The 23309-nt window shown below is 40.7% G+C and carries 16 protein-coding genes and 2 pseudogenes; 9 read left to right on the top strand and 9 right to left on the bottom strand.

Annotated elements, in window-relative coordinates; all coding sequences use genetic code 11:
• Positions 1-4 precede the first annotated feature (4 nt).
• Positions 5-1893, top strand: a pseudogene (locus PGX00_RS12685) (MFS transporter).
• A gap of 119 nt (positions 1894-2012) precedes the next feature.
• Positions 2013-2930 carry a YeiH family protein gene (locus PGX00_RS12690; RefSeq protein WP_272136964.1) on the top strand — a complete coding sequence of 306 codons (918 nt, stop codon included), beginning with the start codon at positions 2013-2015 and terminating at the stop codon, positions 2928-2930.
• Here the strand turns inward: PGX00_RS12690 and PGX00_RS12695 are convergent.
• From PGX00_RS12695 to PGX00_RS12725, 7 genes and pseudogenes are all read right to left on the bottom strand, one after another.
• Positions 2904-3050 carry a hypothetical protein gene (locus PGX00_RS12695; protein WP_272136966.1) on the bottom strand — a complete coding sequence of 49 codons (147 nt, stop codon included), beginning with the start codon at positions 3048-3050 and terminating at the stop codon, positions 2904-2906. The genes PGX00_RS12690 and PGX00_RS12695 overlap by 27 nt on opposite strands.
• Before the next feature lie 95 nt (positions 3051-3145).
• A complete protein-coding gene (gene menE, locus PGX00_RS12700; protein WP_272136968.1) occupies positions 3146-4573 on the bottom strand; it encodes an o-succinylbenzoate--CoA ligase in 1428 nt (475 codons plus the stop codon).
• 24 nt (positions 4574-4597) lie between these two features.
• Positions 4598-5599 carry an o-succinylbenzoate synthase gene (gene menC, locus PGX00_RS12705; protein WP_272136970.1) on the bottom strand — a complete coding sequence of 334 codons (1002 nt, stop codon included), beginning with the start codon at positions 5597-5599 and terminating at the stop codon, positions 4598-4600.
• Positions 5600-5739: 140 nt separating this feature from the next.
• A complete protein-coding gene (gene menB / locus PGX00_RS12710) occupies positions 5740-6606 on the bottom strand; it encodes a 1,4-dihydroxy-2-naphthoyl-CoA synthase (RefSeq protein WP_272136972.1) in 867 nt (288 codons plus the stop codon).
• A 31-nt stretch (positions 6607-6637) separates the two neighbouring features.
• Positions 6638-7432, bottom strand: a complete 795-nt coding sequence (gene menH, locus PGX00_RS12715) for a 2-succinyl-6-hydroxy-2,4-cyclohexadiene-1-carboxylate synthase (protein WP_272136974.1) — start codon at positions 7430-7432, stop codon at positions 6638-6640.
• Positions 7419-9146 (bottom strand): 2-succinyl-5-enolpyruvyl-6-hydroxy-3-cyclohexene-1-carboxylic-acid synthase, encoded by a 1728-nt coding sequence (menD, locus tag PGX00_RS12720; protein WP_272136976.1) that lies wholly within the window; start codon positions 9144-9146, stop codon positions 7419-7421. The genes menH and menD overlap by 14 nt, the downstream gene beginning before the upstream one ends.
• Positions 9143-10448: pseudogene (locus PGX00_RS12725) on the bottom strand (isochorismate synthase). Before PGX00_RS12725 ends, menD begins: the two are co-directional and overlap by 4 nt.
• 221 nt (positions 10449-10669) lie before the next feature.
• On the opposite strand from PGX00_RS12725, the gene PGX00_RS12730 reads away from it, so the two are divergent.
• From PGX00_RS12730 to PGX00_RS12740, 3 genes are all read left to right on the top strand, one after another.
• On the top strand, positions 10670-11884 hold the full coding sequence (locus PGX00_RS12730; RefSeq protein WP_272136978.1) for a pyridoxal phosphate-dependent aminotransferase: 1215 nt from the start codon (positions 10670-10672) through the stop codon (positions 11882-11884).
• A gap of 118 nt (positions 11885-12002) precedes the next feature.
• Complete coding sequence (gene yfbR / locus PGX00_RS12735; protein ID WP_272136981.1) at positions 12003-12602, top strand: 5'-deoxynucleotidase; 600 nt, start codon at positions 12003-12005, stop codon at positions 12600-12602.
• A 145-nt stretch (positions 12603-12747) separates the two neighbouring features.
• The gene (locus PGX00_RS12740; RefSeq protein WP_272136984.1) at positions 12748-13713 is read left to right on the top strand and encodes a transposase; all 966 of its coding nucleotides are present in this window, start codon (positions 12748-12750) and stop codon (positions 13711-13713) included.
• Positions 13714-13954: 241 nt separating this feature from the next.
• Here the strand turns inward: PGX00_RS12740 and PGX00_RS12745 are convergent, their stop codons facing one another.
• The gene (locus PGX00_RS12745) at positions 13955-16432 is read right to left on the bottom strand and encodes a molybdopterin oxidoreductase family protein (RefSeq protein WP_272136986.1); all 2478 of its coding nucleotides are present in this window, start codon (positions 16430-16432) and stop codon (positions 13955-13957) included.
• Between the two features lie 410 nt (positions 16433-16842).
• Here PGX00_RS12745 and cobA point away from each other — a divergent pair, with 410 nt between their 5' ends.
• The 4 genes from cobA (at position 16843) to PGX00_RS12765 (ending at position 21501) form a co-directional block, all read left to right on the top strand.
• The gene (cobA, locus tag PGX00_RS12750; protein ID WP_272136988.1) at positions 16843-17655 is read left to right on the top strand and encodes a uroporphyrinogen-III C-methyltransferase; all 813 of its coding nucleotides are present in this window, start codon (positions 16843-16845) and stop codon (positions 17653-17655) included.
• Between the two features lie 61 nt (positions 17656-17716).
• Positions 17717-20257, top strand: a complete 2541-nt coding sequence (gene nirB / locus PGX00_RS12755; protein ID WP_272136990.1) for a nitrite reductase large subunit NirB — start codon at positions 17717-17719, stop codon at positions 20255-20257.
• Between the two features lie 43 nt (positions 20258-20300).
• Complete coding sequence (nirD, locus tag PGX00_RS12760) at positions 20301-20645, top strand: nitrite reductase small subunit NirD (RefSeq protein ID WP_272136992.1); 345 nt, start codon at positions 20301-20303, stop codon at positions 20643-20645.
• 196 nt (positions 20646-20841) lie between these two features.
• Positions 20842-21501 (top strand): nitroreductase family protein, encoded by a 660-nt coding sequence (locus tag PGX00_RS12765; protein WP_272136994.1) that lies wholly within the window; start codon positions 20842-20844, stop codon positions 21499-21501.
• 331 nt (positions 21502-21832) lie between these two features.
• Here PGX00_RS12765 and xylB read toward each other — a convergent pair whose 3' ends face one another.
• A complete protein-coding gene (xylB, locus tag PGX00_RS12770; protein ID WP_272136997.1) occupies positions 21833-23284 on the bottom strand; it encodes a xylulokinase in 1452 nt (483 codons plus the stop codon).
• Between the last annotated feature and the right edge of the window lie 25 nt (positions 23285-23309).

Raw genomic sequence — 23309 nt, forward strand, 5'->3', positions numbered from 1 at the left:
ATTCATGTCTGAGTTTAATTCACCCCCAACTAAAAGTACTTCATTACTAACTCAAAGACGTTTTTTACCTTATTTCGTTACGCAGTTTTTTGGTGCATTCAACGACAATATTTTTAAAAATGTTTTGCTAATATTAGTGGCTTTCGCTGCCAGTAGTAACCTCTCTATTTCTTCCAATCTTTTTATTAATTTAGCCGCTGGACTGTTCATTCTTCCTTTCTTTCTATTCTCAGCAATGGCAGGAGAACTTGCTGATAAATACGATAAAGACTGGTTTATACGAAAAGTGAAGTTAGTTGAGATTGGTATCATGGTGCTAGGCGCTATCGGCTTTATTACTCAAAGCTATGAAGTTTTGCTTCTGTTACTCTTTCTTATGGGGACTCAATCCGCTTTTTTGGCCCGGTTAAGTATGCATTGTTACCACAACACCTAAAAAGAGAAGAGCTTTTAACTGGTAATGCACTCGTTGAAACAGGAACCTTTCTTGCTATTTTGTTGGGCACCATAGGTGCTGGTATTATCGCATCTAGCGAAAACCCCACCCTTGTTGCTGCCATATCTGTGGTTACTTTTTCAGTTTTTGGTTATTTAGCTAGCCTTTATATACCGAAAACCCCTGCTTCAAATCCAACTGCAAAGATACATTGGCAACCGATAGTTCAGACCAAAAACACGCTTGCGATTGCTAAAAAAGATAGCGTGACACACAAATCCATTATGGCAATTAGTTGGTTTTGGTTTTTAGGTGCTAGTTACCTCACACAATTTCCAAACTTCACTCAGATTTCTTTGAATGGTAGTGAAAGCGCGGTTTCATTTCTTCTCGCACTTTTTTCTGTTGGTATCGCTCTGGGTTCACTGCTGTGTGACCAATTATCTAAAAACCGAATTGAGTATGGATTGGTCCCTGTTGGTAGCTTAGGGATAACACTATTCGGCTTATTAATGGCTTACTCAGTACCTAGCAACTTGCCGTCACTCACCACTTTTGGTGACTTTATTAGTTATAGAGAACTCTGGCCAACCTTCACTTATCTATTACTATTAGGTGTTTCTGGCGGGTTATTTATTGTGCCTCTTTATACGGTAATGCAAGTTCGAGCGAAAGATACAATGAGATCTCAAGTGATCGCAGCGAACAACATCTATAACGCCTTATTTATGGTCTGTAGTGCCATACTTGGTATTGTTTTACTCGGCATAATGGAGATGTCTATACCCCACTTCTTTATGTCGCTTTCCGTGCTGAACTTTGTAGTGGCTATATACCTTTTTTCTCAAGTTCCGATATACGCGGTTCGCTTTGTCGTTTGGATACTCACTCATATCACTTATCGTATGAAGCATATCAACCTGCACCATATCCCCAAAAACGGCGGTGCGTTGTTAGTTTGTAATCATGTAAGTTATATGGACGCGCTCTTGTTAAGTGCTGTTTGCCCTCGATTAATTCGTTTTGTCATGGAAGAGGATTATGCCAACGTAAAACCACTTAGACGCTTCTTATGCCGAGCCGGCGTTATACCTGTCTCCGCGAAAAATGGCCGTTCGATACGTAAAGCATTTAAAGAAGTTGAGCAAGCACTCACCAATGGCGAAATTGTCTGTATCTTCCCTGAAGGCCGATTAACTGGAGACGGTGAAATTCAACCGTTTATGCGTGGAATTGATATCATCATCGGTCGCTCTCCTGTTCCTGTGATACCACTGGCCTTGAAAGGTATGTGGGGAAGCTATTTTAGCCGACATAAAGGAAGAGCCTGTAAAGGTCTTCCTAATCGTTTTAGAGCGAAGTTAGAAATAGAAGCAGGTGAGCCAGTATCGCCAAAAGAGGCGAATGCATTATATATGCGTGAACAGGTACAAAAATTACGGGGTCACTATCAGTAGCTCTTTCAATAGCTCTTTTCATTTAATTATATTTAACGATTGGTTAAATAACTTAAGACATACTAAACATAAAAGTGACGCTATGATGTACGCGACTTTTATGTAAAACGGCAGCAGAAATGAATAGTAAACACATACTTTTTTTCATCGTTGGAGCGGCTTGCTTAACTCCTTGGGTATCTTCACCTACAGCATTAGTTATGGGCTTTATCTTATCGAGTTTAGGCTTTGTCCCTCAAGAACTACCTATTAGTAAGATGACCAAAAAATTACTGGCCTACTCTATTGTTGGGTTAGGTTTTGGTATTCATTTTCAAGAGGCGCTTGCTGTTACAGGAGAAGGTATTGGTCTTATAATTGTCTCCATTTTTAGCACACTCACCATTGGCACTTTAGTAGCAAAAAAAATAGGCTTAAATAGAGAAGGGGCTTATTTAATTTCTGCTGGTACCTCTATCTGCGGTGGTAGTGCAATTGCTGCCGTTTCCCCTGCGATAAAAGCCAATGATGAACAAACCGGCCTAGCTCTAGCCGTTGTATTTGTTCTTAACTCTATTGCACTCTTTATATTCCCTTTGATAGGCCATGCTCTTAATTTAGATCAGCACACATTTGGTACTTGGGCGGCTATTGCTATCCATGATACATCTTCAGTTGTTGGCGCTGCCTCCGCCTATGGCGAAGAAGCATTAAAAACAGCAACGACCCTTAAGCTTGCTCGTGCACTTTGGATAGTTCCTGTTGCATTTATTAGCGCGTTATTGTTTAGAAACAACACCAACAAAATAACGATACCGTTTTTCATCTTGTTTTATTGTGCTGCGATTTTAGTAAGTGATTACTTACCTCAGTTTGAGGCTGCATATAATGGGATATTTACGATAGCGAAACAGGCGTTGGTTGTGTGTTTGTTTCTAATTGGCTCTAGTATTTCGTTGGATAAAATCAAAGCCGCTGGGGCAAAACCGCTACTATTTGGTGTTTTCTTATGGGTAATGGTTTCAAGCTTATCACTTACTTGGCTGACGCTGGCGTGAAAATAGATAAAATACAATAATTAGAAATGCACCTAACTCTGCTAATGACTTAATCACGCCTTGGGTAGACAACGCAGTAACGATTAATAATACCGCTGAGGAAATCAATACAATCTTCATAATGAAAGCTCTGTAATAACTAATAGGCATATTATTAGGCTTTCTTATAAGAAAAATAAATTCAGTTTTGGACTAAGAAATAACTAATTACTCAATTAAATTACCTTTTTCTTGCTAACGCGTGAAGATATAAACCATTCTTTAACTTTTATCCGAGACAACTTTATAGATGGGTCTTGCGATACCACTTTTGGCATTTCAAAGTATTCATCAGGCCACTTAAACTTATCTAATCGTTGGAGTAAGAACTGCTCGAACTCTTCTTTATCTAAGGCATGTTCACTCTGTATGATGGCAATTGGCCTTGCTCCGTATTCATCATCTTGAACAGGGATTATAACGGCATTCAAAATATTTTCGTGTTGTGTTAAAACAGCTTCAATCTCTTCACAATGAATGTTTTCACCACCAGATATAAAGAGATTATCCGCTCGACCTAGAATCCGTAGTTCATCATCTTGCAAAACACCGAGATCTTTACTATCAAACCAACCATTTTCTACAATTGGCTTCAGTTTCCCCTGATAATAATAGCCAGAGGCCAATGTATCACCACCAATATAGATACGCTGCTCTTCTACTTTAAGTTTCCGATTGGGTAATAAAAAACCGACACCTTCTTTACCATTAACTTGTTTAGCCAACACTGTAGAAGCTGCCTCTGTCATACCGTAACCTAACCAAGTATCTATACCTCGTTGGTTCGCCTCTAGTACTAATGGCAACGGTATATGGCTTCCTCCTAGTAGTACACGAGTAAGAGTCAGTTTTTCTCCATAACTCAGTATTCGCTTCAGTTGAGTAGGTACAAGGGAAGCATGCGTAACACCTAGAAGATCGGTAAATAGATTCTTTCCTGAGCCAATTTTTAATTGGGCTCCTACAGTTAGCCACCTCCAAACAATTGCTAGTCCTGATACATGAAACATAGGCAAGCTAAGTAACCACGTATCATTAGGTCCAAAGTGAAAACGAGCCAATAGACCTTGAGCAGACGCTTCATGTTGTTTATGTGTGTGCGCTACCGCTTTTGGAGGGCCCGTAGAACCAGACGTAAATACAATACTAACAAGATTTTCTGAGTGAACTCCATGAGTTATTGTAGGGTAAGGTTTTGCAATATCCTTTGCTGTTAGTTTTAACAACGAGTAGTCTTTACCTAAGCACATTCTATTGGCATGTCCGAGCGCATCACTGCCAAACCAAACACTTTTACAATCTAAAGTATCCAATTTTGGAACAATTACGTTTTCGGTGCTTGGGGTAATCAATGCAGGAACAGCCCCAAGATTGACACAAGCTAAATAGGTAAGTAACAGCTCAAAACTATTCTTAGAAACAAGAGCAACAGCATCGCCTTGGACAATATTTTGGTCGCGTAAGGTCGCTGATGCATTATTTACCAGTGATGTTAACTGCGCCCATGAGTAACGACTATTGTCCGAAACCAATGCGCATTTATCTGGACTTATTTCAGACCACTTCAACAACCAATATTGAACGCTATTGTCAGATTGACTCATTATTTAAGACTACTTACTAGAAATCTATTGTTGAGTTTCACTCAACCAAACTACGGATTGTTCATCCAGCGAAATAACCGGAAGATCGCACTGAGGCCATTTAACTTCAAGTTGAGCTGCAAATAGCTTAATCGTATCTAAGCCCGGAACGGAGGCTGGAGTCTGCCACCGTGCAAGGCGCGCAAGTTGGTTGAGACCCAAACTAGATTCTATACTCGAACTGATCACTGGGGTTATTCCTAGACGTTTAGCATTCTCGATAAGGGATAAGCAACGATAAAGAGAGCCAATTAACGTCGGCTTTATAATGATTACTTTGGCTCCAGTTAGCTGCCCTAACTCAAAATCAGGCGTTGATACTGCACTTTGCAGCGTTTCGTCCCATGCGATAGCGATACCAGTATCAATAGCGAAGGTAAAGCTTTGCCCTGGCTCTTTGCATGGTTCTTCCACAAACTCTATTCGTTGACGGTAAGAAGGGTTAACATAAGAAGCGAACTTTTTAGCTTTTTCTAACGTCCACGAACGGTTGGCATCAAGGCGAAGCCGGAGATCAGGGATAGATTCTAAGAAAAGGTTTACCAGCATCCCATCGCGTATAGGCTCGTAAAGTCCTACTTTAATTTTAGTCACTTTTCTTTCTATAGGTAGGGCATCTAAAATCGGCAACATTGTATCAGGATCACCGGTACAGAGTGGTGCGCTGTCATAATTACCTTCTAAAGGTAATTCACCGGAAAGCTCAAACTCTGCAAAAGATAAACCACTCGCAACAGATGGATAAAGTTCATCGTAATTAAACGCATCACCTTTTACCCAAAGTTCTAACTGAGCCTGCGCCTGTATACCAGCCTCTTCTGTGGTTTCCTTACTAAAACCAACCAAAGGCGCTATTTCACCTCGAGCCTTTTTACCTTGTTCCGTGAGCTCGACTATCCACCCGACTCTTTCTGTTAGCTTACTATCTCGAAGAATAACTCCGCTATCCATTGGAAGTTGGTATTTAATTAGTTTCGCTTGACGCATGAAGGCCTCAGTATGATGATGTAGAAAATAATTTTAGAACGAGTAGCTTGCTCAAAATACAAACAAGCAGACTGCTTTACATGTTGCTTAATGACCAAAATGGAACACTAAGCAACGTAAAATTTATACTAAATAAGAGTCTATGGATTTCTTGGAAATTTAGAAAAGTCTGGACGACGTTTTTCATTAAACGAATTACGCCCTTCTTGCCCTTCTTCTGTCATGTAAAACATCATAGTGGCATTACCTGCTAACTCCTGAAGCCCAGCTTGACCATCACAATCTGCATTTAACGCAGCTTTCAAACAACGCAGAGCCATAGGGCTATGCTGTAGAACTTCTCTACACCAGCGCACGGTTTCTTTTTCAAGTTCTGAAACGGGCACAACCGTATTAACTAAGCCCATATCAACGGCTTCTTTTGCATCGTAAAAACGACACAGAAACCAAATTTCACGGGCTTTTTTCTGACCGACAATACGAGCCATATAAGAAGCACCCCAACCACCATCAAACGAACCAACTTTAGGCCCTGTTTGACCAAACTGAGCATTCTCTGCTGCGATGGTTAAATCACACATCATATGTAATACATGGCCACCACCAACAGCATAACCAGCAACAGCCGCTATAACGGGCTTAGGACATGTGCGGATTTGGCGTTGAAAATCAAGAACATTGAGATGATGAGTGCCTTGTTCATCTCTATAACCACCATAATCGCCACGAATTTTTTGATCGCCACCGGAACAAAATGCATCCTCACCTAAACCGGTAAGAATAATGACACCGACCTGTTCGTCATAGCGAGCATCCGCTAGTGCCTTCATCATTTCATTAACGGTTTGAGGTCGAAAAGCATTGCGAACTTGAGGACGTGCTATCGTGATCTTAGCGATACCGTCTGCAGACTTGTGATAGTGAATATCCTCATATTCAGCGCTACAATCTGCCCAAGCTACAGGGGCGTAAAGTTCTTCTTCTGTCATTCCAACTGTTCTTGCCATGTTTTGATCCAATTTATGTCGTTTTATCTTGCTAAAGCATTTGCTCTAACTGTTTAATTTTGTTGCATATTAACTGTGCAAATTTTACAGGTTGCTCTTTATGAGCATTGTGCCCTGCACCTTCTATAGAAGTAAAAGATAGCTTACTTTGTCTAGCTAGATCTAAAAATTTTCTATCCTTTTCACCACATATGTAGTGAATAGGCATGTTGCTATTTACCAACTTATCTAACAGGTAGGGTTGATTTGCTAGTGAGGTTGTGACTAACATTTCAGCGATAGCGCTTCCTTTATTGTGCGCTCTTCTTGTGATCAGTTCATCTCTTTGCTTACTATTTAGAGAGCTGAACACCGCTTGCTGATACCAATCGCTTAAAACTTGTTCAATTGGCTCTCGCGTAAACCTGTCTGCCCAGTGGGTATCATTTATTAATCGTTGTTGTCGCTCTTTACTATCCCTGAGGCCATAATTTCCACCCTCAACAAAATATCCAACAATATTAAGCCCAGCAAATATTCGATGAGTTGCGCCAAACATTATTAATCTGGCACCTAAAGAGTAACCTACAATAACTACCGGCTTTTCAGTGCCAACATGAGCTAAAATGGATGTATTTATTAACTGACAAGTATGAGAAAAACTGACTGGGTTTTGAAGACTACTTTGACCATGACATGGAAGATCAACCGTTAAGCATGGGTACTGGCTTAGGTTTTCTATAACCTCTTTCCAATCCTCTCCACTGCCTAATAAACCATGTAAAAAGACCAACGTAGGTTGGTCATTATTTGGGCTTACTTCATGACATCGATTAACATGAAGCATGGACATCTTTTACTAACTTTTTAATGTCATTAGACGCTTCACCTGCGAGTGTACGCATCTCTATCAGTAACGCACCTCTACCAGAATCGAGATGCTCTACTGCAACGCCTACAAGCTCATCCATAGTGTCTGGCTTAAGGTATATAAGGCCAAACTGCTTTGCAGCATATTTAAACTCAAAACCATGAGGCATTTGGTACAAAACTGCTTTTTTATCTTGCGGTACAGGTAATAGATCAAAAATCGCACCACCATCATTATTAGTCACTAAAATCACACAGGGTGTTTTGGTATGGGTGAATAATGAAAGTGAGTTGAGATCATAAAGCAACGAGGTGTCACCTAATAGAACCACTAGCGCTTCTTTATTTATCCGCTGCACTCCAGCAGCAGTCGCCACCAAACCATCAATGCCTGACGCGCCTCGGTTGGTGTAGGTTCGATTTCCTCGTAGAGCCGTTACCATATCTAAGAGTCGGACAATTAAGCTATTACCGATAAAAAGATCATTTCTACCCACTATTTCGGGTATCAACAATGCAAGGTTTAGTTCAGTAAAGGCATCATTTTCTAAGGCACATTTTTTTACTTGTAACGCGTGTTTTTTTAGTTCTTCAGCCCACGATTGATGCTTACTGGTTAGCTGCGATCTAAGCATTAAATGATCATTAATCCACGCACCAATTTTAGAATGGATATGAGTTTGGGCGAGGTGATCCGGATTTAATTGTTTTTCTTCGTTGCAGATCAAGTAATACTCTGCTTCAAACTGCATACACTGCTGCTTAATAAAGCTATTGAGCGTTTTCGACACTATTCTGGAGCCAAACTGCAAAACCAAATTACATGGCTCAAGCATAGTTTTGCCACTTTCCGTTCTTAACCAAAGATCATAATACTGCCACTCGCTTGATACACCAGATTGAGGATCGCACAACACTGGCCATCCCATTGCATCTGCGAGTTCTTTTGCTTTTTCAGCATCAGCTACATCAACACTACCAATAATGATTAAACCTTTATATGACTGCAACGCAATTGTATCGTTGATACCGCTGCTGTGCCTACGGATATGTCTAGTATAAGGAGTACGGCTGGTTTGCCACGCATTCACACTTAACAAATAATCGTTATAAATAGACTTATCGGCATCAGAATAAAGTGGTTCTGGAAACGGGCAGTTAATGTGAATGGGGCCTTCAGATTTCCTCTGCTGATACATTATTTTATCAACCGAACAGAGCAACCAAGTTATAGGAACACTTTCACTGGGAGTGGGAAGATTTAGAACCCCGTTAACGTGTTGCGAATATATACCTATCTGATCTATCGCTTGGTTTGCCCCACAATCAATCAGCTCGGGCGGACGATCTGCGGTTAATACAACCAATTTTTCGCCCGTAAGCTTAGCTTCCGCGATAGCGGGCAGTAAGTTAGCCACAGCCGTTCCCGAAGTTACAATTATAGCAACAGGTGACAAACTTGCTTTCGCCATACCTAACGCAAGAAAACCTAGACCTCGCTCGTCAAAATGAGTGTGCAAGGTTAATCCAGAATGACTGTCAGCTTCTAGTGTAAGTGGCGTAGAACGAGACCCCGGAGCAATACAAACATGTTGAACACCAAGCCTAACCAACTCTTCCAGTACGATTTGAGACCAAATACGATTCAATACCGCTTGATCGGTTTGTCGGCTCTCGGCCTGTTGACTCATAAAGCGACTCCCAAGGGGCTATTCTCTTCTAGTAAACTGAGTAAGGTAGCTGTTTTCCTGTCAAGCTCTATCCATTCTACATCGGCTTGAGAACCTTTGACAATACCAGCTCCAGCAAACAGTTGTAACTCGTTACCACTCACTAAGGCGCTTCGTATAGCCACACAAAATTCTGCTTTTTGATGACTTATATAGCCCATAGAACCGCTGTACCAGCCACGGGAAAATTGCTCATTTTGCTGAATATAATTAATAGCCTCTTCTCTTGGCAAACCTGCAACAGCCGCTGTTGGCTGCAAAGCAGATAACAACTGAACACCGTTTATCCCTTTCTTCAATCGAGCATGAATTTCTCGCTTTAAATGTTGAACTTTACGAAGACGAATCAGCCTAGCATCACTCTGAGAGGTTATCTCATTTGAATGCGGTGTTAACCTATCAACGATATCGTCAACAACATATTGGTTTTCTGTAAGATTTTTTCTGTCTTGTGCAAGCCAATTCGCCATTTCCAAATCTTGCTGAGCGTTCTCACCACGACCAATTGTCCCGGCTAACGCCTCGGTTTCTAATTCCAAACCATTCCGACTATATAACCTTTCTGGTGTAGAGCCGATAAAAGCCTGTTTCGCATCTAATGCAAATAAGAAATGAAAACTATGTTTGTTCTGAATCCAGCTTGATTTGAGTAGCTGGGTGGCAGAAATAAATCGATCGAGCTTAATCAGGCTCTTTCTCGCTAAAACGACTTTTTTAAATTCATTTTTATCTATTTTTTCTAATACATCTTCGATTTGATGACGCCACTGTTCTTCGTTAGGGACATGAACGATAGATTGTATATGTGAAGACACCGGTAAAAGCGGTGCAGCATCAACAGTAAGGTTTCTTAACGCTAAAATAATCGCGTCTTTATCATCGCCTAAATTGACACAAAGTGACCAACTGTTATCAAACCTAACTAGTTCGATTTGCGGAAGGAAAAAATAAGCTGAAAGACCTCTGCCATCGTTTTCAGGAAGACTGTCAAAAGATTTCCCCCCAAATACGCTGATTTTCACCTAAAATAGTATATGCAGGCGCAGGCTCCGAAAAAGTATGCACTTTTCCTAGTGCAACGACCTCTTCACGTGTATCACGAGATTGCCAATAAAACTTAGGGAAATGAGGCTGAACCTCAAGCCAATCAATACATGCGCTATCTATCGCGCAGGTCAAAGGTTGAGCAATTCTGATGTCTTGCTCTTTAGCGTTGGCTACCTGATTAATTAATTCATCGATGGCTTGACTAAAATGAGACAAATCTACCTCTAAGTGTTTAAGAACAATATTTAATATTATGCACCGCACTCTATTTGCTGACTAGCACCAAATCAAGTTAGATCCTAACTTTTGAGGGGGTCATAGGAGAATATAGTCCAAAAGGGGTAACATCTGATTAATTTCTAACAGATTTTTATACTATAGAATTGCAAAGTGGTGTACTTTGATAAAGGATAACAAGACTTAAGGGGAATTGAACAATGTATAATATCGGGATGTCTGCAAAACTCGATAATGTCTGCTACGACATTAGGGGGCCAGTACTCAAACATGCTAAACGTATGGAAGAGGAAGGCCATAATATCCTAAAGCTCAATATTGGGAATCCCGCCCCGTTCGGATTTGACGCCCCAGATGAAATTCTTGTTGATGTTATCCGTAATCTCCCTACATCGCAGGGGTATGCGGATTCCAAAGGCATCTATTCCGCCCGTAAAGCCGTTGTGCAGCATTATCAACGCCGCGGCATTCGAAGCTTAGATGTTGAAGATGTCTATATCGGTAACGGTGTTTCAGAGCTTATTGTTATGGCACTACAAGCGTTGTTAAATAATGGTGACGAATTGTTAGTGCCCGCACCAGATTACCCATTGTGGACGGCTGGTGTCTCACTATCAGGTGGAACACCCGTTCACTATATATGCGATGAAGAATCAGATTGGTATCCTGACCTTGATGACATCAAAAAGAAAATAAACAAAAAAACGCGCGGTATTGTTTTAATTAACCCAAACAATCCAACGGGTGCAGTGTATAGCCGAGATTTTCTACTCGAAGTGATCGAAATAGCACGCCAAAACAATCTACTCATATTCGCTGATGAGATTTACGATAAAGTCTTATACGATGGCGCTACGCACACCACCATGGCGAGCTTAGCCGATGATGTTTTAATGGTCACATTCAATGGGCTATCTAAAGCCTATCGTGTATGCGGCTTCCGAAGTGGTTGGATGTTCTTAACCGGTCCGAAACACCTAGCCAAAAGCTATATTGATGGGCTAGATATGCTCGCCTCAATGCGTCTATGTGCCAACGTGCCTATGCAGCATGCTGTCCAGACAGCGTTAGGTGGCTATCAGAGTATCAACGAATTGATACTTCCTGGTGGGCGGTTACTCGAGCAAAGAGACAAGGCTTATGAACTGATAACACAGATACCAGGAATAAGCTGTGTGAAACCAAAAGGGGCGATGTACCTATTTCCTAAAATTGACACCAAAATGTATAACATAAAAGATGACCAAAAGATGGTTCTCGATTTCTTGGTACAGGAAAAAGTACTCTTAGTACAAGGCACTGGCTTTAACTGGCCAAAACCAGATCATTTCAGAATAGTCACTCTACCGCACGTAGAAGACTTGGAAATAGCGATAGGTCGATTTGAACGATTTTTATCTACCTATAGTCAATAAATAAATCTATGATAAAAGGCTCCTTAATTGGAGCCTTTTTCGTTTTAATCTACGATACAAGATACTAAAATTTTAGAACAGGACACACACCTAACTCGTAATGAATAAGGATCACTCAGTGAAACAACAGCAAAGTACATTCATGGCATGGGTCACTCGTATGCCTTTAATTAAAAGATGGGCCTTAATGCATTGTTTTCAAGAAGAAAATGTTTCGGAGCACTGTCATCAGGTATCAGTTATTGCACACTTATTGGTCGTGATAAAAAACAAACGTTATGGTGGTAATCTAAGCCCTGAAAAAGCGGCTGTTGTCGCTATCTATCATGAAATTTCAGAGACTAAGCTTCAGGACATAAACTCTAAAACCAAATACCATAACCCAGAATTTACTGCCGCTTTCAAAAAGCTAGAGGATATTGCAGAACAAGAGTGTTTAGAAACTCTGCCAGAAGACCTGCGCGATGAATTTTCAGACCTTCTAATACAGAAAAATGTGGATTCTGAATACAAAGCTATTGTTAAAGCTGCGGATATCCTCTCAGCCTACATCAAAACAATGAATGAGCTTCGATTTCACAATGATGAGTTTTTGCATGTAAAAGAAGGCCTTGACCCTCGAATAGAAAAGCTCATTGAAAACATGCCAGAAGTAAAAGATTTTATGGATATATTTTGCGACAGTTGCACAACTACTTTAGACAAAATATCAGGTTGAATTTTAACTAGGGCATACACCACAAGAACTAATAAAGGATGATACTTTGATTTATCAGTGCCACTAATAAATCAAAAATATGACGAATATACCAAATTGGCATAACGTTAACTTCAATAGCCGTTTATTATATATGGAGTTAGCGATGACAACAGCCAGAAAGCAACTCGTTTGCCTCGAATCTACTCATTATTATCATTGTGTTTCACGCTGTGTACGCCGTTCCTTTCTTTGCGGTGAAGATTCCACATCAGGTAAAAGCTTTGAACACCGCAGAGGTTGGATAGAGAATAAAATACATTTTCTAACATCGGTCTATTGTATTGATATTTGCGCTTATGCAGTGATGAGCAATCACTACCATATAGTTACGCATGTAGATAAAAATCAAGCCAAAAATCTTACTTTACATGAAGTTGTCGAACGTTGGTCTAAAGGGCATAAACTTCCTAAATTAATATTAAAATGGCAACAAAACCAACTCTTCGATAAGACAGAAAGAAAAATCTGCAAAAGTATTATTGGACGTTGGCGTGCTAGATTGTGTAATTTAAGTTGGTTTATGAAAGAGCTTAATTACGACATTGCTTGTAGAGCCAACAAAGAAGATAGTTGCAAAGGTCATTTTTGGGAAAGTCGATTTAAAAGTCAAGCTCTAATGGATGAACAAGCTCTTTTCGCAGCCATGGCTTACGTTGATCTAAACCCTATTAGAGCAGGCATAAATTCGGTACCGAAAGAATCCGAGTATACGTCAATAAAAACAAGGTTAGAAGTACCAAGTCACCTGCAAGAAAAAGCAACGGGACTGCTACCATTCACCGGTATTTCAAATAAAGAAATACTTAAAGGTATCCCGTTTAGATTCATCGATTACCTAGAATTGATCGACTGGAGCGCAAGACAACTTAGAAAAGACAAAACGGCGGTCCTTTCTTCACTACCATCAATACTCGAACAACTTAATCTCACCCAGGCGAATTGGCTAAAAACGTATACCAATATCGAAAGAACGCGCGTCACTATGATTGGCAGCTTTTTGGGGCTTAATAAACGTAATCACCTGACAAAACGAAAACGGGCTTGCGTTTTACAACTAGATTTCAACTAATACGGCACACTATTTTCTCTACAATTATCCACAATACTAAAACGGTCAATGGCCAATAACCCAGCTTCGCCCGTGATTTATCACAAAAAATTCAAACGGGCTCACTTTAATATCATGACATCTCAATACAGATAAAACTCACTCTGAATCTCCGCAACTTAGATGCTTTTGAAGACATGTATTTGGTGTGTGTCCTCAATGAGAAGTGTGTGTCCCTAAGAAAAAGTAAGTACATCATGTATCACGCACTCCTTTGCCCCAAAAACGCTAACTCTGCAGTGATATCGAATAGAGAATTAAAATCCGATATTGCCTCTTCTATTTGCCATTCCTCAATACCCGTTTGGATAATGACTAATTGTGATAAGCCTTGCTGAATAACGTTGGCAAAACGGTGTTGAGAACCAGTGATACCGGTTTCTACGCTTAAGGTCCTTCCTTCGCTACCATGCAGTTTTTGTTTTAAGACTTGGGTCAATTCATAAACAGAAAGTGAAGATTCTATACGATACAAATATCCTTTCTCGATTTTTTGCCTACACCAATAATCTAGATCATTAAGATTCATAGGTAACTCAGAAGCGAAGATCGCAGCACTATGATAGTGACAACCCTTTAGCGTCACGGGTGTATGTTTAAATTCAGGCTGGCCTGAAAAGTCATCGGTATGGGGAGCAATGAGATCACACGGTTTACTATTTTTAGCCGTAATGTTGTTCCAATGAATCGGTACAAATAACTGTTTTTGTAGCATATTTTTTGTAACTTCAACTCTAGCTTGAAACTCTCCCTGTGCATTATAAATTTTTGCTACCTGCCCATTTTCAACATCAAATTCCGCCGCTGTCTCTGGATGGATTAACACATAAGGTTCTGTTCTATGTTCTGCTAACCGAGCGGATAAACCGGTTCGAGTCATTGTGTGCCAATGATCTCTTGTTCGGCCGCTGTTTAATAACAATGGAAACTCATCGTTGGTATGGCTTTTCGGTGAAGCATGTTGTATCGGAATAAACCTGGCACGTTTATCGTCGGTGAAAAACTGGTAGTTTGAAAAAAGACGTTGATTAACAATCTCTGTTTGAAGTGCTTTTACTGGCCATTGTTGCGGCTCGAGACGGCTATAACCTTTATCGTCTAAGTGAGTAAGTCCAATAAGATCAAGATCTCGCTGGCCTTCTCTATTTCCTTGTATCGTTAGTTGCGCATACTCACGGAAAACTTCCCCCTCGTGGCGATAATTAAATGCCTCTTTGAATCCCATTTTTTGTCCAACTTGGCTTACTATCCACCAATCTGGTTTCGCCATACCAGGGCTTGGTAATAAACGGCGTTGACGAGATATTCGACGCTCTGAATTAGTGACCGTTCCAGATTTTTCGCTCCAACCTTGAGCAGGCAGTACTAAATCGGCAAAGCGCGTGGTTTCTGTATCCTCAATACAATCAGAAACCACCACATACGGGCAGGTTTTTAGTGCCGCTTTAATTTTTTCACTATTAGGTAAACTAACCACAGGATTGGTTGCCATTATCCATACAGCCTTTATTTTCCCTTCAGCCATCGCGTCAAACATTTCGACGGCTTTTAAACCCGGTTTAGTGGCTAATTTGTCCGTTTTCCAAAAATTTTCGACTGTGGCAATATGCTCTGGATTTTCAAATTCCATATGTGCGGCAAGCGTATTGGCTAACGCGCCAACTTCTCGTCCACCCATAGCGTTAGGTTGCCCTGTCACTGAGAAAGGACCACAACCTACCTTACCTATTTTGCCTGTAGCAAGGTGACAGTTAATAATACTGTTTACTTTGTCAGAACCTGAACTAGATTGATTAACACCCTGAGAATAGATAGTGACGACTTTTTCTGTTTCAGCAAACAGCTGATAAAAATTAGTCAATTGCTCAGTCGTTAAACCAGTCACCCGATCTATCCCCTCTTCGGATTGAGACAGTTCTAGAGTGCGAGCAAAACCATTGGTATGAGATTCAATAAAAACCTCATCTAAACACCCGTGATTGTTTAGATGATTGAGTAAACCGTTAAATAACGAGACATCTGAACCGGAATTAATAGCCAAATGCTCATCAGCAATAGAACATGTGTCTGTTTTACGTGGATCGACTACAACAATTTTCATTGCTGTATTATTCTGTTTAGCCGTTCTCAATCGTTGAAACAATACTGGATGACACCATGCCAAGTTGGATCCAACTATTACTATTAATTCCGATTGTTCAAGATCGTCATAACAAACAGGAACGGTATCCGAACCAAAAGCCCGTTTATGTCCCACCACTGAAGACGCCATACAAAGGCGTGAGTTACTATCTATGTTGCTAGTCCCCATAAACCCCTTTATAAGCTTATTGGCCACATAATAATCTTCTGTAAGCAACTGACCTGAGACATAAAAAGCGACAGAGTCAGAGCCGTACTTTTCGATAGCCTCAGAGAATTTCCGTGCGACCTGAGATGTCGCAGTGTCCCAATCTAGTGGCTTACCGTTCTCAATACTATAATCAACCGGCTCTAATGAACGGCCATCATGAATTACAGTATCTCCAAGAGCAATCCCTTTGGTACATAGCTTTCCAAAATTAGCCGGATGACTTTTGTCTCCACGAATTTCAAGTTCTCCAGACAATTTTGGCCGAGCTTCGACACCGCAACCGACTCCACAATACGCGCATGTTGTTTTAATCCATCCATCAGTCACAAAAGCACCCTCACCTTTCGGATAACACTCACTATTAATACCTATATAGCAACATACGCACCAACTGTAAGATTAAAACAATTACAATATTTTTTACACTATAAAACAGTAAGTTAAATTTACATCTAACCCTAAAGTGGTAGGCACTTTCAGGCCATAATCGACAACTTAGTAATGAGTTTTGCACCACTAAGTTCATTTTTGCACCATTACGAGCCATTATTCTCATAATTAGATTAAGCACATCTATAATTACCTGTAAGAAAAACAACAAAACACAAGATTAACTAATTGTTTTTTAATAATTAAAATTAATAATTAACATTTTATTATCATTTAGGCACTCATATTGCAAAGCCCTCTTCGTGAAGTTTCAAGTATGTAAAAATTCAGATGTAGGAAGCACGAGTATGGAAAAACATTACATGAGCCCTGGCGTAGTAACACTCGTTGGAGCCGGTCCGGGAGACCCTGACTTACTGACAATTAAAGCAGCTAAAGCCATAGAGCAAGCAGAACTAATAATTTTCGATAATCTGGTTAGCGAAGCTATACGTGCTACATTTCCTGCGCACGCAGAAACCTATTATGTAGGCAAAGCGAAAGGTCACCACAGCGCAACTCAAAACGATATCAATCAACTTCTGATTAAACATGCTAAGCAGGGTAAAAATGTATGCCGAATCAAAGGGGGAGACTCATTTGTTTTTGGTCGAGGTGGGGAGGAAATGTTGTTATTGGCTCAAAAAGGCATTCATGTCGACGTTATACCCGGAATTACTGCAGCTTCAGGTTGTACAACCTATGCTCAAATCCCTCTGACTCACCGTGGTTTAGCACAAGGGTGCACATTTATTACAGCACATGCGGACAAGCAACTTGACTTGGACTGGTCCGCATTAGCAAAACTTAATCAAACCATCGTTATCTATATGGGATTAAGCAAGTCTCAATTGATTAGTGACAAGCTAATTAAAGGTGGAATGCCAAGTAATACACCTTCAGCTTTTATTGAAAATGGAAGTACTCCACAACAGCGAGTTTTTATCGGTGAGCTTGCCGAACTAGAAGAGATACAACAAAAAAATCACATTCAATCACCAGCCCTTATAGTCATAGGAAAGGTGGTTTCAGTTGCAAAGCAAATGCAATGGTTGGAACAGTTAACAGAGCGAGCTATTGGTACAGATAGCTCAAAATCAAATTTAAAACTATCCGCATAATCTAAGTACCATACAACAATGACGGTGTAAATATTAGCAATTTTTAGGCAGGAATTTAATTATGAGCAAGCAGAAAATTATCGTAGTCGGCAACGGAATGGTTGGCCACAAATTTATCGACACACTCATTCAATCAGATCGAAAAGATGTTGATATCATCACCTTTTCTGAAGAATCACGCCTCGCATATGACCGAGTACAATTAACTTCATACCTGACAGGTAAAACCGCACAAGACCTTTCGATAGCGGATGAAACTTATTACCAAGAAAATGGCGTAAATTACGTTATCAATGACAAAGTAACCAAACTGAACACTGCCGAGAAGCAAGTTATTACTGCCAGCGGTCGCACTGAAGAGTACGATAAATTAATTCTGGCTACGGGGTCTTATCCGTTTGTTCCTCCTATTCCTGGTAACGACCAAGAGCACTGCTTTGTTTATCGCACGATTGAAGACCTAGATGCCATCGAATTATCAAGTAAACAGAGTAAAGTCGGGGTCGTTATCGGTGGAGGGCTACTTGGCCTTGAAGCGGCAAATGCCATTAAAAATCTCGGTTTAGAAACCCATGTAGTTGAATTTGCGCCAAGATTAATGGCAGTTCAACTCGATGAAGGCGGTGGCACGCTGCTTCGAAGAAAAATTGAGGACATGGGAGTGACGGTGCACACCGAAAAAGCCACAACAGAGATTCTGGCTGGTGAAAACGCTCGCTATCGAATGAATTTCGCTGATGGAAGCTACATTGAAACCGACATGATCGTATTTTCTGCTGGTATTAGACCACAAGACGAATTAGCGAGAGATTCAGATATTGAAATAGGTGAGCGCGGTGGTATCGTCATAAACAACTACTGCCAGACCAACATTCACGACGTATACGCCATTGGTGAATGCGCATTATGGGAAAATCAAATATTCGGCCTAGTAGCACCTGGTTATCAAATGGCCAAAATCGCAGCAAAACATTTATTGGCAGAAGATGAAAAGCCATTACCGTTTCTAGGCGCGGATATGAGCACTAAATTAAAACTACTTGGCGTCGATGTTGCAAGTATTGGTGAAGTACACGATAAGACAGAAGGTGCACAGTCGTTTACTTATAACGATGAAATAGAACAAGTGTATAAACGTCTTATCATTTCCGCAGACGGTACCAAGATCGTAGGTGCTGTTTTGGTTGGCGATGCAGAGGCCTTCGGTACGTTGTTGCAAATGAAGCAGAACGACATGCCGTTACCCTCAAACCCGTCAGTACTAATCTTACCCAATGTCGCTGAAGATGATTCTTCATCCATGGGGATAGATGCATTACCAGACACAGCTGTTATCTGCTCCTGTTTTGACGTAACAAAAGGCGACATCAAACAAGCAGTGGCTGCTGGCTCTACAACGATGGCAGAGCTAAAAGAAAGTACTAATGCCTCTACCGGTTGTGGTGGCTGCGCCACACTTGCAAAACAAGTTTTAGATAGCGAGCTCATTCAGCTTGGTGTTGAGGTAAATAACAATCTATGTGAGCACTTTGCCTACTCTCGGCAAGAACTCAGCGATATTATTCGAATCAACAAAATTAAAACCTTTGATGACCTACTAGAAAAACATGGTAGCGGTCTTGGTTGCGCTGTTTGCAAACCCGCAGCAGGATCTATTCTGGCGTCTTTCTGGAATGATTATATTTTAGAAGATGAACATATAGAGCTTCAAGATACCAACGATATTTACCTTGGAAACATGCAAAAAGACGGTACTTATTCTGTCGTTCCTCGTATTGCTGGTGGAGAAATAACGCCGGATAAATTAATAGTAATTGGAGAAGTGGCCAAGGAGTTCGACTTATATACAAAAGTTACTGGTGGGCAACGAATTGACCTGTTCGGAGCGCAACTGAACGACCTGCCCACTATCTGGAAAAAGCTGGTCGATGCTGGATTTGAAACTGGTCACGCGTATGGAAAATCTCTTCGAACTGTCAAGTCTTGCGTAGGCAGCACATGGTGTCGCTATGGTGTTAAAGATAGTGTTGGTTTCGCCATTGATATCGAAAATCGTTACAAAGGCTTACGCACACCGCATAAAATAAAGTTTGGTGTTTCCGGTTGCACTCGAGAATGTGCAGAAGCCCAATCGAAAGATTTTGGTATTATTGCAACGGAAAATGGTTGGAACCTCTATGTTTGTGGTAACGGAGGTATGCGCCCACGTCACGCTGATTTATTCGCGACAGATCTAGATGACAGCACACTTACAAAATATGTAGATCGAATTCTGATGTTCTACATCCGAACGGCTGATCGTCTGCAACGTACATCGGTTTGGTTAGAAAACCTAGAAGGCGGCCTCGATTACCTAAAGCAAGTGATTATCGAAGACAAGCTAGGTGTGTGTCACGAACTTGAAAAAGAGATGGCTCACAACATTACCAATTACCAATGCGAATGGAAAACCACCTTAGAATCTCCCGAGAAATTGAAACGATTCAGTCACTTTATCAATAGTGATGAACGGGACGAGAACCTTCAATTTGTATCTATGCGCGAACAACGCTTCCCGAAAACTATCAATGAGCAAAAAATTGAAATCGTGGAAGTAAATTAACACCAACCACATTTAAACAAACTTGAATTTTAGGAGTGAAAGTATGAGCAACTGGAAGAGCATCTGTAAAGAGTCTGACCTTGCACCCAATGTTGGTAGCTGTGCATTGATAAATAACGAACATGTGGCGATATTTAATTGCAAACGCACTAATTCGCTTTACGCCATATCCAACTACGATCCGATAGGCAAAGCCTCTATTTTGTCTCGAGGGATTATCGGATCTATCGACGGTCAACCTTACGTTGCCTCACCGTTATACAAGCAGCATTTTCACCTTGAAACAGGGGTATGCTTAGAGCAGCCCGAACACCAACTTAAAACTTACTTAATTCGCTCAATAGATGGGGAAATACAGGTTCAGGTGCCTGAGCTTATCCCAGCTTAACTACAACGAATACAGACAAGCCGCTCCACATCTTGAATGAGCGATTCAATGCGTGTGGAGTGCTCTTCTCAAAATATATTTATACCAATATCATTATGGACTATTACATCCATAATGATTGGAAATATGAGCACTATTTTTCTATCACCACTGCGCTTACTATGCTTCCATCGAATCGCTCAACGAGGAACATAACATGACTCACCAAATTATTACTGACCTAAACAACCGTTACACTGCAAAAAAGTACGACCAAGAAAAACGCATTACAGCTGAAGATATGGATGTAATTAAGGAAGCGATTCGCTTATCAGCTTCGTCTATTAACTCGCAGCCTTGGAAATTTATTATTATTGAAAGTGACGAAGCGAAACAACGTTTCCATGACTCATTTGCAAACAACTTTCAGTTCAATCAACCACACGCTAAACAAGCATCCCATACCATTTTGTTCGCATATAATCCTCGTTTTACGAAAGAACAATACAAAAAAGTCGTAGATGTAGAGGTAACGTCAGGTCACTTACCTGCAGAAATGTATGACAACATGTTAAATGGCGGTTTTACATTTACAGAAATGAATACCGATGATACCGGCTACAATGGGTATTGGACAAAAGCGCAGACTTACATTGCATTAGGTAATGCTTTGCATACACTTGCTCGTTTAGGCATCGATTCGACGCCTATGGAAGGTGTTGATGCACAGCTAATCGGTGAATTATTCAAAGAAGAGCTCGATGGGTACGTAGTCGACGTTGCTTTAGCGATGGGTTACCACAATGACACAGAAGATTATAACCATGGTCTACCGAAAGCTCGGTTATCGACCGAAGATGTAATTACTATCCTTTAATCAATCGTATTTCAAAGTGCTCGGGTTAGTCTGATAACATGGATAACCTGAGCATTTTTATTTCTGAAGATAAAAAAAAGCAAAGCGTTACCATCAATGATCGCCCCCCGATAACGAATGGTCCGCTTTGCCAATCTGCACCGAAGCGCAGTTACCTTTGTTCTTATTTGAATATTTAAGGCAAGAGCATGATGCTCTATTTTTAACTACTATACTTCGATTACTTTCATGTTTTGAGACATTTCTTTTAAAAAAGCCTTTGTTTCATAATGATAAATCCTTCAATTTCATGTGGTTGTATGCTCTTTATCTCTACATTTGCATAAATAGATTAAAAAAGGGGTTTCAATTGCTCGTACAATTTTTGGTAAGTTTCACGCCTTTGTGCGTAGCGATCGTGCTTTGCTGGATCTGGTTCGTGAACCTGTATTAGGTCTGGAACAGGGCAAATATCAGCAAGATTCGGATTTTTAACTGTCCCTAAATGTGCTAAACGCGCGGCACCAAGAGCAGGGCCTACATCGCCACCAGAACGATAAACTAATCTCATACCAAAGATATCAGCCAGCATTTGACGCCAATAGGCACTTCTAGCCCCTCCCCCAATTAGAGAGATCTCTTCTGGTACAAGATCGGTAGCATGGAGTGCATCTAAACCATCTTTAAATGCAAATCCAACGCCTTCCATAACTGCCAATGCCAGCTCTGATTTAGTCGTTGAATGAGTCATACCAAAGAAAACACCTTTTGCATTTGGATTGTTATGAGGTGTACGTTCACCAGATAAGTAAGGCAAGAAAATAACCTTCGAATTTAAATCAGCATTCGCTTGTACGTCTTCCAGCATCGCTCCAACATCTGATTGGCCCGTGAGTTTAGTCACCCAGTCTAAACAGGAAGCTGCACTTAATATGACCGACATAGAGTGCCATCTATTGGGAAGTGCATGGCAGAAACTGTGTAACGCAGATTCAGGATTAGATAAGAATCCATCACTAACCGCAAAATAGACACCAGAGGTACCTAATGACAGCATAGCTTGGCCTGGTTCAATAATACCAACACCAACGGCACCTGCCGCATTATCCCCAGCACCTGCTACAATAGGAACACACGGCATCTCCCACGCTTTCGCTAATTTGCTTGAAAGCACACCGGTCACTTCACAGCCCTCATATAATGCTGGCATATGCTCCCGAGTAAGTCCTGTTGCTTCAAGTAATTCATCGTTCCAATCTCGCTTAGCAACGTCCAACCACATAGTGCCCGCTGAATCCGACATATCTGATGCAAAATCACCAGACAGTTTATAACGGAGATAATCTTTAGGTAACAATACTTTGTCTATCTTATTAAATATCTCAGGCTCGTAATTTTTGACCCATTTTAGCTTAGGAGCAGTAAAACCTGGCATCATTATATTGCCAGTAATATCGCGGCTTTTAGGTACTAACCTCTCTAACTCCAGACATTCTTCATAGCAACGGCCATCGTTCCACAAAATGGCAGGTCTTAGCAGCTGACCATCTTTATCTAGTAAAGTAGCGCCATGCATTTGACCTGACAATCCAATCGCTCTAACGCTCGAAAGATCCGTCTTTTCTTTCATTTTTAGTACCGCTGCATTAGTGGCATCCCACCAATCTTGCGCATTTTGTTCTGACCACAATTCTTTAGGCCTAGAAACAGTGAGTGGTTCGGTCTGTGTTGCAACGATTACATCATTATCATCAAGGAGAATCACTTTAACTCCAGATGTACCTAAATCTATTCCGATATACATTTGTCTGCCTCTATTTATGTTCACC

The organism is Vibrio algarum (genome assembly GCF_028204155.1).
Classification (GTDB): Bacteria; Pseudomonadota; Gammaproteobacteria; order Enterobacterales; family Vibrionaceae; genus Vibrio; species Vibrio algarum.